This window comes from Streptomyces sp. XY431, assembly GCF_001279805.1.
GTDB lineage: Bacteria > Actinomycetota > Actinomycetes > Streptomycetales > Streptomycetaceae > Kitasatospora > Kitasatospora purpeofusca.
The window spans coordinates 1-15,202 of sequence record NZ_LGDO01000098.1 but is presented as its reverse complement, the minus strand read 5'-3'; the positions used below and the strand labels follow the sequence as shown (position 1 = coordinate 15,202).

Annotated in this window: 15 protein-coding genes; 10 read left to right on the top strand and 5 right to left on the bottom strand. The window is 73.4% G+C overall.

Annotation, left to right across the window (positions count from 1 at the left end):
• The 4 genes from ADK60_RS13165 to ADK60_RS13150 all read left to right on the top strand — a co-directional run.
• On the top strand, positions 1-4,231 hold a 4,231-nt coding region (locus tag ADK60_RS13165; protein ID WP_159400419.1), incomplete at its 5' end, for an SDR family NAD(P)-dependent oxidoreductase.
• 74 nt (positions 4,232-4,305) lie between these two features.
• Complete coding sequence (locus tag ADK60_RS13160) at positions 4,306-5,076, top strand: SDR family NAD(P)-dependent oxidoreductase (RefSeq protein ID WP_045944179.1); 771 nt, start codon at positions 4,306-4,308, stop codon at positions 5,074-5,076.
• A gap of 100 nt (positions 5,077-5,176) precedes the next feature.
• The gene (locus ADK60_RS13155) at positions 5,177-5,596 is read left to right on the top strand and encodes an ester cyclase (protein WP_030398551.1); all 420 of its coding nucleotides are present in this window, start codon (positions 5,177-5,179) and stop codon (positions 5,594-5,596) included.
• A gap of 109 nt (positions 5,597-5,705) precedes the next feature.
• On the top strand, positions 5,706-6,116 hold the full coding sequence (locus tag ADK60_RS13150) for a nuclear transport factor 2 family protein (RefSeq protein ID WP_045944180.1): 411 nt from the start codon (positions 5,706-5,708) through the stop codon (positions 6,114-6,116).
• A gap of 65 nt (positions 6,117-6,181) precedes the next feature.
• On the opposite strand, the gene ADK60_RS13145 is transcribed toward ADK60_RS13150, so the two are convergent.
• The gene (locus ADK60_RS13145; RefSeq protein WP_045944181.1) at positions 6,182-6,610 is read right to left on the bottom strand and encodes a TipAS antibiotic-recognition domain-containing protein; all 429 of its coding nucleotides are present in this window, start codon (positions 6,608-6,610) and stop codon (positions 6,182-6,184) included.
• Between the two features lie 279 nt (positions 6,611-6,889).
• On the opposite strand from ADK60_RS13145, the gene ADK60_RS13140 reads away from it, so the two are divergent.
• The 5 genes from ADK60_RS13140 to ADK60_RS13120 are packed head-to-tail and all read left to right on the top strand — an operon-like array spanning position 6,890 to position 13,216.
• Positions 6,890-8,569 carry an ABC transporter substrate-binding protein gene (locus ADK60_RS13140; RefSeq protein ID WP_053645825.1) on the top strand — a complete coding sequence of 560 codons (1,680 nt, stop codon included), beginning with the start codon at positions 6,890-6,892 and terminating at the stop codon, positions 8,567-8,569.
• Entirely contained in the window at positions 8,566-9,561 is a 996-nt protein-coding gene (locus ADK60_RS13135) for an ABC transporter permease (RefSeq protein WP_234371059.1), read from the top strand. Before ADK60_RS13140 ends, ADK60_RS13135 begins: the two co-directional genes overlap by 4 nt.
• A 6-nt stretch (positions 9,562-9,567) precedes the next feature.
• Positions 9,568-10,524 carry an ABC transporter permease gene (locus ADK60_RS13130; RefSeq protein WP_079008316.1) on the top strand — a complete coding sequence of 319 codons (957 nt, stop codon included), beginning with the start codon at positions 9,568-9,570 and terminating at the stop codon, positions 10,522-10,524.
• On the top strand, positions 10,521-12,338 hold the full coding sequence (locus ADK60_RS13125) for a dipeptide ABC transporter ATP-binding protein (RefSeq protein ID WP_053645822.1): 1,818 nt from the start codon (positions 10,521-10,523) through the stop codon (positions 12,336-12,338). Before ADK60_RS13130 ends, ADK60_RS13125 begins: the two co-directional genes overlap by 4 nt.
• Positions 12,335-13,216: a metallophosphoesterase family protein gene (locus tag ADK60_RS13120; RefSeq protein WP_053645820.1), complete on the top strand. Its 882-nt coding sequence runs from the start codon at positions 12,335-12,337 to the stop codon at positions 13,214-13,216. Before ADK60_RS13125 ends, ADK60_RS13120 begins: the two co-directional genes overlap by 4 nt.
• A 30-nt stretch (positions 13,217-13,246) precedes the next feature.
• Here the strand turns inward: ADK60_RS13120 and ADK60_RS13115 are convergent, their stop codons facing one another.
• From ADK60_RS13115 to ADK60_RS13100, 4 genes are all read right to left on the bottom strand, one after another.
• Positions 13,247-13,441: a DUF397 domain-containing protein gene (locus tag ADK60_RS13115; RefSeq protein WP_053645816.1), complete on the bottom strand. Its 195-nt coding sequence runs from the start codon at positions 13,439-13,441 to the stop codon at positions 13,247-13,249.
• A 77-nt stretch (positions 13,442-13,518) separates the two neighbouring features.
• On the bottom strand, positions 13,519-13,713 hold the full coding sequence (locus ADK60_RS13110) for a DUF397 domain-containing protein (protein WP_053645813.1): 195 nt from the start codon (positions 13,711-13,713) through the stop codon (positions 13,519-13,521).
• 78 nt (positions 13,714-13,791) lie between these two features.
• Complete coding sequence (locus ADK60_RS13105; protein WP_053645811.1) at positions 13,792-14,004, bottom strand: DUF397 domain-containing protein; 213 nt, start codon at positions 14,002-14,004, stop codon at positions 13,792-13,794.
• Positions 14,005-14,014: 10 nt separating this feature from the next.
• Entirely contained in the window at positions 14,015-14,827 is an 813-nt protein-coding gene (locus ADK60_RS13100; RefSeq protein ID WP_053645809.1) for a helix-turn-helix domain-containing protein, read from the bottom strand.
• A gap of 136 nt (positions 14,828-14,963) precedes the next feature.
• Between ADK60_RS13100 and ADK60_RS13095 the strand changes: the two genes are divergently transcribed.
• The coding region (locus ADK60_RS13095) for a hypothetical protein (protein WP_159400418.1) at positions 14,964-15,202 on the top strand (239 nt) is incomplete at its 3' end.

The following is a 15,202-nucleotide window of genomic DNA, read 5'->3' as shown; positions in this document are numbered from 1 at the left end:
GTTGGACGAGACGGGGTGGACGCAGCCGGCGCTGTTCGCGGTGGAGGTGGCGCTGTTCCGGTTGTTCGAGTCGTGGGGTGTGCGGCCGGACTTCGTGGCCGGGCATTCGATCGGTGAGTTGGCGGCGGCGCATGTGGCGGGGGTGCTGTCGCTGGAGGATGCGGCGGTGCTGGTGGGTGCCCGTGCGCGGTTGATGCAGGCGCTGCCGGGTGGTGGGGCGATGGTGGCGCTGGAGGCGACGGAGGAGGAGGTCCGGGCCGTTCTGGCGGACGGCGTGGACATCGCCGCCGTCAACGGGCCCCGCGCTGTTGTCGTCTCGGGTGACGAGGCGGCCGTCGAGAGTGTCCGCGAGCACTTCGCGGACCGTCGCACCCGGCGGCTGCGGGTCAGCCACGCGTTCCACTCGGCGCACATGGACGGCATGCTGGACGAGTTCCTCGCCGTCGCGCAGACCCTGACCTTCCACCGGCCGACGGTTCCCGTGGTCTCCAATGTCACCGGGAAGCTCGCCACCGCCGAGGAGATCACCGACCCGGAGTACTGGGTGCGGCAGGTCCGTGGCGCCGTGCGCTTCGCGGACGTGGTCACCACCCTGGCCGACGAGGGCGCGACGACCTTCGTCGAACTCGGCCCCGACGGCACCCTGGCCGGTCTGGTCGGCGGCGTCCTCGACACCGCCGCCGACCCGGACCTGACCGCCACGGCCGTGCTGCGCCGGGAGCGGCCCGAGCAGCGGACGGCGCTGACGGCGCTCGCCCGGATCCACGTCCAGGGCCACCAGGTCGACTGGACCGCCCTGCTGGGCGACGCCCGTCCGTCCGTCGTGCTGCCGACCTATCCGTTCCAGCGCCGCCGCTACTGGCTGGAGCCCGCCGCCCGGAGCGGTGACCCCGAGGGCCTCGGACTGACGCCCACCGGTCACCCGCTGCTCGGCGCGGTGGTCGCCCTGCCCGACGGCGAGGGCGTGCTGCTCACCGGCAGTCTGTCCCTCGCCACCCATCCGTGGCTCGCCGACCACGCCGTGCAGGGGACCGTGATCGTCCCGGGCACCGCCCTGCTGGAGTCGGTGATCCGGGCGGGCGACGAGGTGGGCGCGAGCACCCTGGACGAGCTGGTGATCGAGGCGCCGTTCGTGCTGCCCGAGCAGGGTGCGCTGCACCTGCGGGTGACCGTCGGCGCGCCGGACGAGGCCGGCGCGCGCCGGGTGGCCGTCCACTCGCGGCCCGCCGCGGGTTCGGCCTTCCCGGCGACCTTCGACGACACCTGGACCAGGCACGCGAGCGGCACCCTGCTGGGCGCTCCCGCCGCCGGCCCGGTGGTGAGCCTGGAGCAGTGGCCGCCGGCGGGTGCGCAGGCGCTGGACATCGAGCACCTCTACGAGGAGCTCGCCGCCGGGGGCCTCGCCTACGGGCCCGCCTTCCGGGGGCTGCGGGCCGCCTGGCGGGACGGCGACACCTTCTTCGCCGAGGTCGCGCTGCCCGAGGGAACGGCCGGGGAGGCCGCGCGGTTCGGCCTGCACCCCGCGCTGCTGGACGCGGCCGTCCACCTCACCGTGCACCAGCGGCTGGTCGACAGCCCGCCCGGGGTGAGTCGGCTGCCGTTCGCCTACAGCGGGGTGCGACTGCACGCCGCCGGGGCGAGCGCGCTGCGGGTCCGGCTCCGGTACACCGAGCCGGAGGTGCTGGCCGTCGACGTCGCGGACGCCACCGGCGCACCGGTCGCCTCGGTGGAGGCGCTCCGGGCCCGGCTGGTCTCCGCCGAGCAACTGGCCCCGGCGGGCGGCGTCGACCGGGACACGCTCTTCGGGCTCGACTGGCCCGAGGTGGCCCTCGCGGGCGCTCCGGAACCGCTGGGTGAGGTGCTGCCGATCGACGGGGACGTGACCGAGACCTTGGCGGCCCTCCAGACCTGGCTGGCCAAGGACACCGGCGAGGGTGACCCGCTCGTCGTCCTGACCCGCCTCGCGGTGGCCGTCGACGAGTCGGAGGCGCCGGACCTGACCGCCGCCCCGGTGTGGGGCCTGGTGCGTTCGGCGCAGTCGGAGAACCCGGGCCGGATCGTGCTGGTCGACACCGACGGCACCGAGGCGTCCGAGGCCGTGCTGGCGGCGGCGGTGGCCGGCGGCGAACCGCAGCTGGCGGTGCGCGAGGGCCGGGTGCGGGTCCCGCGCCTGGTCCGGGTGGCTGTCCCCGAGGTCGAGACCTCGGCGCGGCCCTGGGACCCGGAGGGCACGGTGCTGATCACCGGTGGCACCGGGACCCTGGGCGCCCTGCTCGCCCGGCACCTGGTCACCGAGCGCGCTGTGCGCCGTCTGCTGCTGCTGTCCCGCCGTGGCGCGGACGCGCCCGGAGCGGCCGAACTGCGCGACGAACTCACCGCCCTGGGCGCGAGTGTGGCGATCGCGGCGGCCGACACCGCCGACCGCGAGGCGCTCGCCGCCGCGATCGCGGCCGTCCCGTCCGCGCACCCGCTGACCGCCGTGGTCCACACGGCCGGCGTGGTCGACGACGGTGTGCTGAGCGCGCTCACGCCCGAGCGCCTGGCCGCCGTCTGGGCGCCCAAGGCCGACGGCGCCCGGCACCTGCACGAGCTGACGCGTGGCCACGACCTGGCGGCGTTCGTCCTCTACTCCTCCGTCGCCGCCGTGCTCGGCGGCCCGGGGCAGGGGAGCTACGCGGCCGCGAACACCTACCTGGACGCCCTCGCCGCCCACCGGCGCAGCATCGGTCTGCCCGCGCAGTCCCTGGCCTGGGGGCAGTGGGCCGAGGTCAGCGGCATCACCGAGCACCTCACCGAGGCGGACCTCCGCCGGGCCGCGCGGGCCGGACTGCGGCCGATCCCCACCGAGCGCGGGACGGCCCTGTTCGACGCGGCCGAGCGGGTCGACGCCGGCTTCCTGGTCGCCGTCCCGCTCGACCTGGCCGCCGTCCGGGCGCAGCGCGAGGTGCCGCCGCTGCTGCGCGGGCTGGTTCCGCCGGCCCGGCGCACCGCGGGCGCGGCGTCCCCGGCCGCCGCGGCGCCGACCCTGCTGCCCCGGCTCGCGGCGCTGGGCGAGGAGGAGCGGGTCGCGGCCGTGCTGAAGCTGGTCCGCACCGAGGTCGCCGCCGTGCTCGGCAGCGAGCCGGGCGCGGTGCCGGCGGGGAAGGCGTTCAACGACCTGGGCCTGGACTCGCTGAGCGCCGTCGAGCTGCGCAACCGGATCACCGCCGCCACCGGTCTGCGGCTGCCCCCGACGGTGACCTTCGACCACCCGGACCCGACCGAACTCTCCACCCACCTGTCGGAGTTGATCTCCCTCGCCGGGGACGAGCCGTTCGTCGTGGCGACCGCAGGCGCGGGCACCGGGGGAGCCGGAGAGGTGGACGACCCCAGGAATCCGCTGTCCACGCTCTACCGCCGTCTCGCGGCCCGGGGAAGCTTCCCCGAGGCCTCGGCACTGATCGGCGTCGCCTCGAACCTGCGGGACAGCTTCGGCGTGGAGGAACGGGCCGAGCGCGCGCTCAAGCCGATCCGACTCGCCACCGGGGACGGCGAGTTGGCCGTCGTCGCCTTCCCGGCGCTGAGCGCGATCTCCGGCCCGCACGAGTACGCCCGGCTCGGCCACGCCTTCGAGGGCGAGCGGGACGTCTTCGTCGTCCCCTCCCCGGGCTGGGACCAGTCCGACCGACTGCCCGACAACATCGACACCTACCTCACCATGCAGACCGAGACCGTGCTCGAACTCCTCGACGACGACCGCCCGTTCGTCATCGTCGGCCGCTCGATGGGCGGCTGCGTCGCGCACGCCGTCACCGAGCGGCTGGAGGCGCGCGGCCGGTCGGTGGCGGGCCTGGTCCTGATCGACTCCTACCCGATCGACAGCGCGGCGCGCGAGGGCATGGGGGAGTGGTGGCTGCACTCGATGCTCGGCGGCATGATCGACCGGATCGAGCAGTACGACATGGTCTGGAGCGACGCCAGCCTCACCGCCATGGGCGGCTACAACAACGTGTTCGCGGGCTGGCAGCCCGCGCCGCTCACCGCGCCGATCCTGGCGCTGCGGGCCGACACCCCGCTGCGCGGCATGGTCGTCGACACCACGGAGCGCGAGGACTGGCGGGCGTACTGGCCCGTGCCGCACGAGGTCCGGGACATACCCGGTGACCACTTCACCGTGCTGGAGCACCAGACCCCGACGACCGCGGCCGCCGTCCGGCAGTGGCTCGAAGGCATCGAGCGGCCCGCGTCCTGAGCCGCGCAGTGCGAACTCCCGAGGGTGCCGCGAGAGCTGCGGGCACCACCGATCCCCTGAGGAAGGAAACAGACATGACCCACCCCGTAGTACTGGTCACCGGCGCGGCGTCGGGCATCGGCGAGGCGACGACGCGGCTGTTCGTCGAGCGGGGCCACCGCGTGGTCGCCGTGGACGTCGACAAGGCGGGCCTGGACGCGCTCGCCGGCCTCGACGGCGTCGTGACCCTGGCCGGTGACGTGTCGTCGGAGGAGACCAACGTCCGCGCGGTCGCGCTCGCCCAGGAGCGGTGGGGGCGGCTGGACGCGGCGGTCCTGAACGCCGGGACCGGCGGCGGCGGGCCGCTGGAGGCGCCGGGCGCGGTCGACCGCTTCGACCGCCTGTTCCAGGTGAACGTGCGCAGCGTGGTGCTCGGGATCCGGGCCGCCGCACCGGCGCTGCGGGAGGCCGGCGGCGGGGCGATCGTCGCCACCTCCTCCGTCTCCGGCCTGCGCGGCGACCCGGGGACCTGGGCGTACAACGCGACCAAGGCGGCGGTGATCAACCTGGTCCGCGCCACGGCCATCGACTACGCGGCCCAGAACATCCGGATCAACGCGATCGCGCCCGGCGGCACGGTCACCGGCCTGACGGCCGGCCAGGTCGCCGACCCGGAGTTCTCGGCCTTCATCACCCGCCGGATCCCGGCCCAGCGCTGGGGGGCGGCACGCGAACAGGCCGAGGTGGTCTGGTTCCTGGCCTCCCCGGCGGCCTCCTACGTCACCGGGGTCACCGTCCCGGTCGACGGCGGTCTGAGCGCCAACGGCGGCATCCTGCTCCCGCCGCCGGCGGCGCCGTCCCGCTGAACCGCGCCCGCACGCGCCCCACCAGCACCACCAGCACCACCAGCACCACCGATTTTCCGTTCCACCCCGTTTTTCCGTCTACCGAAGAGAGCGAGAAGCCATGAGCATCGAGGCGAACAAGGCCCTGGTCGAGCGGTACTACCACGAGCTGGTCACCGGCCAGCGGGTCGAGCTGCTGGAGGAGCTGGTCGCCGAGGACGCCGCCGACGAGACCCGGGTCGGCCCGGGCGGCAGCGGCACCCGCGCGGACTTCGAGGAGCACCTGCGCTGGCTGTGGCAGAACGTCCGCGACGTGAAGGCCACCGTGGAGGACCTGGTGGCCGAGGGGGACCGGGTGATCGCGTTCTGGCGGATCGAGGGCACCCACGTCGGGCCGATCTTCGGCGTGCCGGCCACCGGGCGGTCCTTCGTGGGCCACAGCATCAGCTGGCTGACGGTGCGGGACAACAAGGTCGTCCGCTACAACGTGCTCCCGGACCGCCTGGGCATCGTCCAGCAGCTGGCCCCGGCCATCGTCTGACCCCGCCCACCTGCCCCCGGGCCCGGCCGCTTCCTTCTCCCCTTCGGCCGGGCCCGGCCCCCGTTCCACCGACCTGTCACGCACCACCACAACCCTCAGGAGCCCGCCCATGACGACCGGCCCGACCCCGGCCGACGCCGAGGAGCTGCGCCAGCTGCTCGCCCGTTTCTCGCACGCCTTCGACAACGCCGACGCGCAGGCGCTGGCCGAGGTGTTCGCCGAGGACGGGGTGATCGAACTCACCCGCACCGGCGCGGTGTTCACCGGCCTGGAGAAGATCCGGGTGTTCGCCCGCGACCTGGGCCCGGAGCACCCGGACCACCAGACCCTGGACTCGGTGTTCACCGTCGACGAGGACGGCACGGTCCGCGGCCGCAGCCGCTACCTGGCGATCCTGCCGGACGGCAGCGTCCACAACGGCGACTACTTCGACGTGTACACCCGCACCCCGGACGGCTGGCGGATCGCCCACCGCCGCTCAGTCCCCCGCTACCCGCGCCAGCGCCACCACCGCGACTGACCTCCCGGCAGCACCACCCGGCGGGTGCGCCCGGACGACGGTCCGGGCGCACCCGCCGACGTACGTCACCGGCCGGCGTCGCCCGACCGCACCGGAGCCCCGGCGCCCGTCCCGGGGGCGAACCCGGTCCCCTGCTCGGCGAACACCTTGATCGCGGCACCCAGGAATTCCACCAGCCCGGGGTGGTAGGAATCGTGGAACGCCCTCATGGCCTCGTCCTCGGCGTAGAAGAGCGCCATGCCGACGTAGGCCTCCCGGGAGGGGGTGTAGAACCGGCAGGCGATGTCGAAGTGCCTGCGGACGAGTTCCTGGACCTCCCCGTCCCCGGGCCGGGCGCCGGCGTTCAGGCAGGCCGTGATCTCCCGGTACAGGACGTCCCAGTCCTGATGGACCCGGGCCCTGTCCACATGTTCCCAGTCGTTGGTCCCGGCAAGGCTCTTCGCCTGTTCCTCGGCCAACGACCGGCGACACTCGTCCTCGTAACTGTTCCCCATGGCACCGATTCCCGTTGTACCTCTGCCTCTCCGGTGGATTCCCGAGAGGCCGCCGACATGTCGACATCGACCGACTGTTGATGATCAACTTCCGGTCCACGCGGAACGGTGACAGACAGCCGCCGGGGCGGCAAGCCATTTCTCGGCGGGAGGACCAGGACCCCGCCCGGAGGGCCTAAGGGTGCGCTAGGGGTCCGGTAGGGGTTCGCCGCCGTCGGCCCGTCGATAGCGTCCCGGTATTCCTCCCACCGCCCCTCGTACCCCGACGGAGTCACCAGCATGGCCATCACCGGGCCCCGGCCCCTTCCGCTGCTCGCCGCCCTCACCGCCGGGGCGCTGCTCCTGGCGGGCTGCAGCTCCGGCACCGGCTCCGGCTCCGGTGCAGCCGCGACGGCCGGCGCCGCCGGAATCGACGAGAAGCCGGTCCAGGGCGGTGCGCTGACCTACGCCACCGACGTCGAGCCGATCTCCTTCGACATCCACGTCAGCCAGCAGGACATCACCGGCGCCATCCAGCGCAACGTCTTCGACTCGCTCGTCCACCAGGACGACAAGGGCGAGTTCCAGCCCTGGCTGGCCAAGTCCTGGGAGATCGCGCCCGACCTCAAGAGCTACACCTTCCACCTGCGCGAGGACGTCAAGTTCACCGACGGCACGGTCTTCGACGCCGAGGCGGTGAAGGCCAACTTCGACCGGATCGTCGCCAAGGAGACCAAGTCCCAGTACGCGGCCAGCCTGCTCGGCCCCTACACGGGCACCGAGGTGGTCGACCCGCACACGGTCAAGGTGTCGTTCTCCGAGCCGTTCGCGCCCTTCCTCCAGGCCGCCAGCACCGCCTACCTCGGCTTCTACTCGCCGAAGGCCATCAAGGAGAACGGCTCCAAGCTCGGCGCGGGCGGCCCGGCCGACGTCGGAACCGGCCCGTTCGTGTTCACCGGCTACACCAAGGGCCAGAGCGCCGTCTTCACCCGCAACCCGGACTACAACTGGGCGCCGCCGAGCGCCAACCACCAGGGCCCGGCCTACCTGGAGAAGCTCACCATCCGCTTCCTCACCGAGGACTCGGTCCGGGTCGGCGCGCTCAGCAGCGGACAGGTGCAGGTCGCCGAGCCGATCCCGCCGGCCGACGTGCGCACCGTCCAGGGCGACCCGAAGCTGCGCACCATCGCCACCGACGCGCCCGGCGCCAACTACGCGCTGGTGCTCAACACCACCAAGGCGCCGCTGGACGACCCGAAGGTCCGCAAGGCGGTGCAGCGCGGCATCGACCTCGACACCGACATCCAGTCCGTCTACTTCGGCGTCTACAAGCGGGCCTGGAGCCCGATCGCGCCGAGTACCCCGTACTACGACAAGTCGCTGGAGAAGTCCTGGCCGTACGACAAGGCCGCGGCCGAGAAGGCGCTGGACGAGGCCGGCTGGACGGCCCGTGACGGCGAGGGCTACCGCACCAAGGACGGCAAGCGGCTCTCGCTGGAGTGGCCGCTGCCGCCCGCCGAGTACGTGCGCGAGCAGCGCGAGACCCTCGGCCAGGCGATCCAGGCGGACCTGAAGAAGATCGGCGTCGAGATCACCCGCCCCCGGCTGGACATCGGCACCTACATCGCCAACGTCTACGGCGGCAAGGAGCACATCGCCGACTACAGCTGGGCCCGCTTCGACCCGGACGTGCTGCGGCTCTACTTCCACAGCGCCAGCAAGCCCTCCACCGGCGGCCAGAACGCCACCTTCTACCAGGACGCCCAGCTCGACGAGTGGACCACCACGGGCAAGGGGACGTTCGACAAGGCCGTCCGCCAGGACGTCTACACCAAGACGCAGCAGCGCGCGATCGAGCTCGGGCTGATCGTCCCGCTGTATGTGCGCACCGCCGTGGTCGGCACCGCCGCCAAGGTCCGCGGGCTCACCGCCGACCCCAACACCTGGCTCGCCTTCCACGGCGCCTGGATCGCCAAGTGAGCACCGGAACCACCGGGTTCGCGGAGCCGGCGGTCACGCCGGCGCCGGCCCGCAGCGGCGCCCCGCGCCTGCTGCGGGCCGCCGCGCGGCGGCTGCTCGGCGCGGCCGCCGTCCTGCTCGGCGCCGCCACGGTCGCCTTCGCGGCGCTCCAACTGGTCCCCGGGGACCCGGTCACCGTGATGCTCGGCCCCGGCACCGCCGCCACCCCCGAGGTCAAGGCGGCGATCCAGGAGCAGTACGGCCTGGACCGGCCGGTGCCCGTGCAGTACCTCACCTACCTCGGCCACCTGCTCACCGGAGACCTCGGCGAGTCCTACCAGTTGCAGCGCCCGGTCGCCGACCTGATCGGCGACCAGCTCGGCCCGACCGTCCAACTCGGCGCGGCCGCACTCGGCCTGGCCGCCCTGCTGGCCCTGGTCGCGGCGGTCGGCACGGCCGGCCGCCGGCCCGCCCTGCGCGCGCTCAGCTCGCTCGCCGAACTCCTCGCCGTCTCCAGCCCCTCCTACTGGATCGGGATCCTGCTGCTCACCGCGTTCTCCTTCCAGCTGCGGATCTTCCCGGTGGCCGGGGACGACGGCCTGGCCGCGCTGGTGCTGCCCGCCGTCACGCTGGCCCTGCCCGTCGCCGGGATGCTCGCGCAGGTCCTGCGCGAGGGACTGGAAACGGCGCTCGGGCAACCGTTCGTGCTCACCGCCCTTTCCCGGGGCGTGGGTTCGGCCGCCGTGGTGCTGCGGCACGCGCTGCGGCACGCGGCGGTGCCGGTGGTCACCCTCACCGGCTGGCTCACCGGATCGCTGCTCGGCGGGGCGGTGCTGGTCGAGTCGGTGTTCGGCCGGCCCGGCATCGGCGCGCTGACCCTCCAGGCGACCACCAACAAGGACCTGCCGCTGGTGATCGGGCTGGTACTGCTCTCCGCCCTGGTCTTCGTGGTGATCTCCACCCTCGTCGACCTGCTCTACCTCGTTGTCGACCCACGGCTGAGGACCGACTGAACCGCCATGGCCCACACCACTGTTGAACCAGCCCACGGTCCCGACGCCGGTCCCGACGCCGCGCCCTCCAAGACGCCGGAAGCCCCGACGGCGGCAGCCCCGGTCCCGGACGCCCCGGTCCCGGACGCCCCGGCCCCGGTCGCGTCCGCCCGTCGGCGGCCCCCGCTCACCCTCCTCCTCGCCCTGGCCGCGCTCGCCCTGCTGCTGCTCGCCGCGCTCGCCCCCGGCCTGCTCAGCTCCGCCTCACCCATCGAGACCCACCCGGCGGAGGCGCTCACCCCGCCCGGCGCCGCGCACTGGTTCGGCACCGACCAGCTGGGCCGCGACCTGTTCGCCCGCGTCCTGCACGGCGCCCGGCCGTCCCTGCTGCTCGGCCTCGGCGCCACCGTCTTCGCCATCACCGGCGGCACCCTGCTCGGCCTGGCCGCCGCGCTCGGCGGCCGCTGGGCGGACCAGGTGCTGATGCGCCTCGCCGACGTGCTGCTCTCGCTGCCGCCGATCCTGCTCGCCCTGCTCGCCGTGACCGTGCTCGGCACCGGCTCGCTCAACGTGATGCTCGCCATCGCGATCGCCTTCGTGCCCGGGTACGCCCGGATCGTGCGCGCCGAGACCCTGGTCGTCCGCCGCTCCGGGTATGTGGAAGCGGCGGTCGGACTCGGCCTGCCGCGCCCGCTGCTGATCGTCCGGCACGTGCTGCCGAACGCCGTCGGGCCGATGCTGGTGCTCGCCACCGTCGGCTTCGGCACCGCGCTGATCGCCGCCGCCGGGCTCAGCTTCCTCGGCCTCGGCCCGCAGCCGCCCAGCCCCGAGTGGGGCGCGATGCTCTCCCAGGGGCGGCGCTTCCTCGCCACCGCCTGGTGGGTCGGCGTCTTCCCGGGCGCCGCGATCACCGCGACGGCCCTCGTCGTCAACGTCCTCGGCCGCCGCGCCCAGGCCCGCTTCACCCGGAGGACCGACGCATGACGCACCCCGCCGCCCCCGGCGTCGCCGCCCCGGTGGTGCCGAGCACCCCGACGCCCCTGCTCTCCATCGAGGGCCTGGACGTGCGCTTCGGCCCGGTGCACGCCGTCCAGGACGTCTCCTTCGCCCTCGACCGGGGCGAGTGCCTGGCCGTGGTCGGCGAGTCCGGCTCCGGCAAGAGCGTCACCGCCCGCACCCTGGTCGGTCTCACCGGCGCCGGCGGTCGCGTCCCCGCCGGCGTCACCGCCCGCCGGCTCGCCTTCGACGGCCTCGACCTCGGCACCCTCAGCGAGGCCCAGTGGCGGGAGGTGCGCGGGCGGCGGATCGGCCTGGTCCTCCAGGACGCCCTGGTCTCGCTCGACCCGCTGCGCACCGTCGGCGCCGAGATCGCCGAACCGCTGCGCGTCCACGGCCTCGCCACCCGCGCCGAACTCCCGGCCCGGGTCCGCTCCCTGCTCGAACGGACCGGCGTCCCCGAGCCGGAACGCCGCGCGGCCCAGTACGCCCACCAGTTGTCCGGCGGCCTGCGCCAGCGCGCGCTGATCGCCTCCGCGCTCGCCGCCGAACCGGACCTGCTGATCGCCGACGAGCCGACCACGGCCCTGGACGTCACCGTCCAGGCCCAGGTCCTCGACCTGCTCGACGAACTCCGCGGCCGGGGCACCGCCCTGCTGCTGATCAGCCACGACCTGTCGGTGGTCGGCCGCCTCGCGGACCGGGTGGCGGTGATGTTCGGCGGCCGGATCGTCGAGACCGGCCCCGCCGAACGCCTGCTCGCCGAACCGCGCCACCCCTACACCCGCGCCCTGCTCGCCGCCGTCCCCGGCGCCCGCACCCGGGGCACCCGGCTCGCCCCGGAACCGGCCGGCCGCCCGGCCGCCGCCCCCGGCGGCTGCCCCTACGCGGCCCGCTGCGCCGCCGCGGACGACACCTGCCGCAGCACCCTCCCGCCGGTCGACGCGCTCGGCTCGCGGTGCTGGCACCCGACCACGGCCGCGCTCTCTGTCTCCTCGCTCACCGTCCGTGAGCCCGACCCGGCCCCGGCCGCCGAAAGTGCCCCCCTGCTGGAGGTCGACCGGATCGGCCGCTCCTTCGCCGGCCGCCCCGTCGTCCGGGACGTCTCCTTCCGGCTCCACCCCGGCGAGACGCTCGGCCTGGTCGGCGAGTCCGGCTCCGGCAAGACCACCACGGCCCGGATCGTGCTCGGCCTGGAACGCCCCGACACCGGCACCGTCCGGCTCGACGGCCGTCCCTGGAGCGAGCTCACCGAACGGCGCCGGCGGCCGGACCGGCTGCGCATCCAGGCCGTCCAGCAGGACCCGCTCGGCTCCTTCGACCCGCGCTTCACCGTCGAGCGCCTGGTCGCCGAGGCGGTCGCCCGCACCGGGGTCCCGCGCGGCGAGGCACGGCGTCGCCGGGTCACCGAACTGCTCGACCAGGTCGGCCTGTCGGCCGCCCTGCTCACCCGCCGTCCGACCGAACTCTCCGGCGGCCAGCGCCAACGCGTCGCCATCGCCCGGGCGCTGGCCCCGGCACCGGCCCTGCTGGTCTGCGACGAACCGGTCTCCGCGCTCGACCTCTCGGTGCAGGCGCAGATCCTCGACCTGCTCGCCGACCTGCGCCGTGAGCTGGGCCTCGCCCTGCTGTTCATCTCGCACGACCTCGGCGTGGTCCAGCACCTCGCCGACCGGGTCGCGGTGATGAAGGACGGCCGGCTCGTCGAGACCGCCACCGTCGACCGGCTCTTCGCGGAGCCCGCCGACCCCTACACCCGCCGGCTGCTCGCCGCCACCGCCCCCGTCGGAGCCACCCGGTGAACGCGCCGAACCTGCTCGCGGTCGCCGACCTGCACGTCGGCCACGCCGGCAACCGCGCCGTCCTGGAGGCCCTCCGCCCGGCCACCGACGAGGACTGGCTGATCGTGGCCGGCGACGTCGCCGAACGCTTCGACGAGATCGCCGGCGCCCTGGAACTCCTCGCCGCCCGGTTCGCCCGGGTGATCTGGGCACCCGGCAACCACGAGCTCTGGACCCTCCCGGACGACCCGGTCCGGCTGCGCGGCGACGCCCGCTACCGCGCACTGGTCGAACTCTGCCGGGGCCTCGGCGTGCTGACCCCCGAGGACCCGTACGCGCTGTGGCCGGGCCCGGACGGCCCGGTCGCCGTCGCCCCGCTGTTCCTCCTCTACGACTACACCTTCCGCCCGCGCGGCACCACCACCAAGGACGCCGCACTCGCCGCCGCCCACGCCGCCGGGGTCGTCTGCACGGACGAACTCCTGCTCCACGCCGACCCGTTCCCGGACCGGGAGAGCTGGTGCCAGGCCCGGCTGGCTGTGACGGAGCGCCGCCTCGCGGCCCTCGACCCGGCGCTGCCGACCGTCCTGGTCAACCACTTCCCACTGCGGCGCGAGCCGACCTACCTGCTGCGCCACCCCGAGTTCGCCCTCTGGTGCGGCACCGAGCACACGGCCGACTGGCACCGCCGCTTCCACGCGGTCGCGGTGGTGTACGGCCACCTCCACATCCCGCGCACCGTCCGCGCCGACGGCGTCCCGTTCCACGAGGTGTCGCTTGGCTACCCGCACGAGTGGTCCCGCCGCGGCGGCGTCCCGTCCCCGCTGCGCCGCATCCTCCCGGTCCCGACCCCGACCCGCACCCAGCGGCCGCTGGTCGGCCCGGCCGTGCGGCTTTAGCGATACGCGGCCCCCGACCGGGGGTTCGGGTCAGACGGAGCCGAATTCGCCCGCTTGAACGCCGGCGACGAAGGAACGCCAGGCGTCGGTGGGGAAGGAGAGGACGGGCCCGGAGGGGTCCTTGGAGTCACGGACGGGGACGAGCCCGGGGGCGTCGGGGGAGACCTCGACGCAGTTGCCGCCGTTCTGGCTGTAGGAACTCTTGCGCCAGCTCACAGGGGTCATGCAACCCACGGTAGCAAGGGCGCATCAACACCTGGGCCCGACCGCTAATCCGGTCGGGGCCCAGGAGTCGGTTCAGGTCAGACCGTGCCGAATTCGCCCGCCTGCACGCCGGCGACGAACGCGCTCCAGGCGTCGGCCGGGAAGGCGAGGACGGGACCGGTGGGGTCCTTGGAGTCGCGCACTGGTACGACGCCGGGAAATTCCGCCGTCACCTCGACGCACGTTCCTCCGTTGTCGCTGTAGGAACTCTTGCGCCAGCTCACAGGAGTCATGCGAGCCACGGTAGCAAGTAAGCCTCAACTTCTGGGCGCCGACCGGAAATCCGGTCGGCGCCCAGGAGTCGTTCCAGGTCAGACCGTGCCGAACTCGCCCGCCTGCACGCCGGTGACGAACGACCGCCAGGCGTCGGAGGGGAAGAGGAGAGCGGGGCCGGACGGGTCCTTGGAATCACGGACCGGGACGAGGCCGGGGAAGTCGGGGGCGACCTCGACGCACGAGCCCCCGTTGTTGCTGTGGGAGGACTTGAACCAGGTGGCGTTGGACAGGTCTACGGGGCCGTTCATGACGTTCCTTTCACGCCTGACGGATCATCTCCAGAGAGGCGGCTTTCGGCAGCGCTTCCACTGAGAGCTGATGGTAGTCCCTTTCCAAGGGTCGGGAGGTTTCGCTCTGCCGAACGAGGAACCCACGCATCTGGCACTCCGAATAGGCGCGCAACGAGCGGTCCGCCATGGTCAGCAGCGTGACCATCATCGTGAACGGCAGTTCCTCGGCGAGGCTGTACGGCGCGATCTGGACGGTGATGTTGGGCCTGGACGCCATCTCCTCCAGGTGACGGAGCTGGCGTCGCATCACCTCGGCTCCGCCCACCGGCCGGCGCAGACAGCCTTCGTCGAGCACGAAGTGGAGCCAGGGCGCCTGCTTGCGGTCCAGCAACTTCTGCCGGGTCAAAAGGAACCTGATCCGCTCGTCAGCCTGCTCCTGCGTGATTTTTCCGCGTCGCACAGCGGCGGCAGCGAACGCTGCCGCATACTCCTGGGTCTGCAGCAGCCCGGGCACAATGCCGAGTTCGAAGTGTCGGACCTCGACGGCCTTGGCCTCCTGATCTGCGTATTCCGAGAATCCTTCGAGGAGTGCGGTGGAGCTGATGTTCCAGAACATCAGCTCCAGAGTGCCGCCGGTATCAAGCGCATTGTCGGACTGGACGGCGAAGGGGAGAGTGGGATTCCGAGTCCCTCTTTCGATGGAGGACACGAGGGTGTCGCTGTAGCCGATGATCTTTCCCAGGCTGACCTGGGTCAGCTTCTTCGCCTCGCGTGATCTGCGGAGTTGGACTCCGAAGGCCGCTGAGGGAGATGACGTCGGGTCAAGGTCCGTTCGCCTCATGTTCGATCGCCTCTCGCAGGTGAATCCCACATGGCTGAAGTGTCCAGTGCGAAGCCTTCCGATCGTAGCCTCTCCAGCTCCACCATGGATACGGGTCGTAGTGACCCAAATGCACAGCGCAACCAGTGGAGCCCCCATGCCCAGTAGCCCCCGCACGCCCACCTACACCCCCGCCGTCGGGGAGATCGTGCGTGACCTCGCGCACCTCGACACCTCCGGCAAGCCCCTCGAAGCCGTCTACATGGACACCCTCGCCGGGCTCGTCTACCTCCGCCACGAGGCCGGCGGCTGCGAGTGGACCACCAAACCCACCCACGTCCAGGCCCTCCCCCCCCCCCGTTTCCTCACCGTCCAGACCCCCAGCCGCCCCCGCGT

What these genes read in the sequence shown, in the direction of transcription:
- ADK60_RS13160 (WP_045944179.1), top strand. Translation starts at nt 4,306, where the DNA reads ATGACCCACCCCGTAGTACTGGTCACCGGCGCGGCGTCGGGCATCGGC.
- ADK60_RS13155 (WP_030398551.1), top strand. Translation starts at nt 5,177, where the DNA reads ATGAGCATCGAGGCGAACAAGGCCCTGGTCGAGCGGTACTACCACGAG.
- ADK60_RS13150 (WP_045944180.1), top strand. Translation starts at nt 5,706, where the DNA reads ATGACGACCGGCCCGACCCCGGCCGACGCCGAGGAGCTGCGCCAGCTG.
- ADK60_RS13145 (WP_045944181.1), bottom strand. Translation starts at nt 6,610, where the DNA reads ATGGGGAACAGTTACGAGGACGAGTGTCGCCGGTCGTTGGCCGAGGAA.
- ADK60_RS13140 (WP_053645825.1), top strand. Translation starts at nt 6,890, where the DNA reads ATGGCCATCACCGGGCCCCGGCCCCTTCCGCTGCTCGCCGCCCTCACC.
- ADK60_RS13130 (WP_079008316.1), top strand. Translation starts at nt 9,568, where the DNA reads ATGGCCCACACCACTGTTGAACCAGCCCACGGTCCCGACGCCGGTCCC.
- ADK60_RS13125 (WP_053645822.1), top strand. Translation starts at nt 10,521, where the DNA reads ATGACGCACCCCGCCGCCCCCGGCGTCGCCGCCCCGGTGGTGCCGAGC.
- ADK60_RS13115 (WP_053645816.1), bottom strand. Translation starts at nt 13,441, where the DNA reads ATGACCCCTGTGAGCTGGCGCAAGAGTTCCTACAGCCAGAACGGCGGC.
- ADK60_RS13110 (WP_053645813.1), bottom strand. Translation starts at nt 13,713, where the DNA reads ATGACTCCTGTGAGCTGGCGCAAGAGTTCCTACAGCGACAACGGAGGA.
- ADK60_RS13105 (WP_053645811.1), bottom strand. Translation starts at nt 14,004, where the DNA reads ATGAACGGCCCCGTAGACCTGTCCAACGCCACCTGGTTCAAGTCCTCC.
- ADK60_RS13100 (WP_053645809.1), bottom strand. Translation starts at nt 14,827, where the DNA reads ATGAGGCGAACGGACCTTGACCCGACGTCATCTCCCTCAGCGGCCTTC.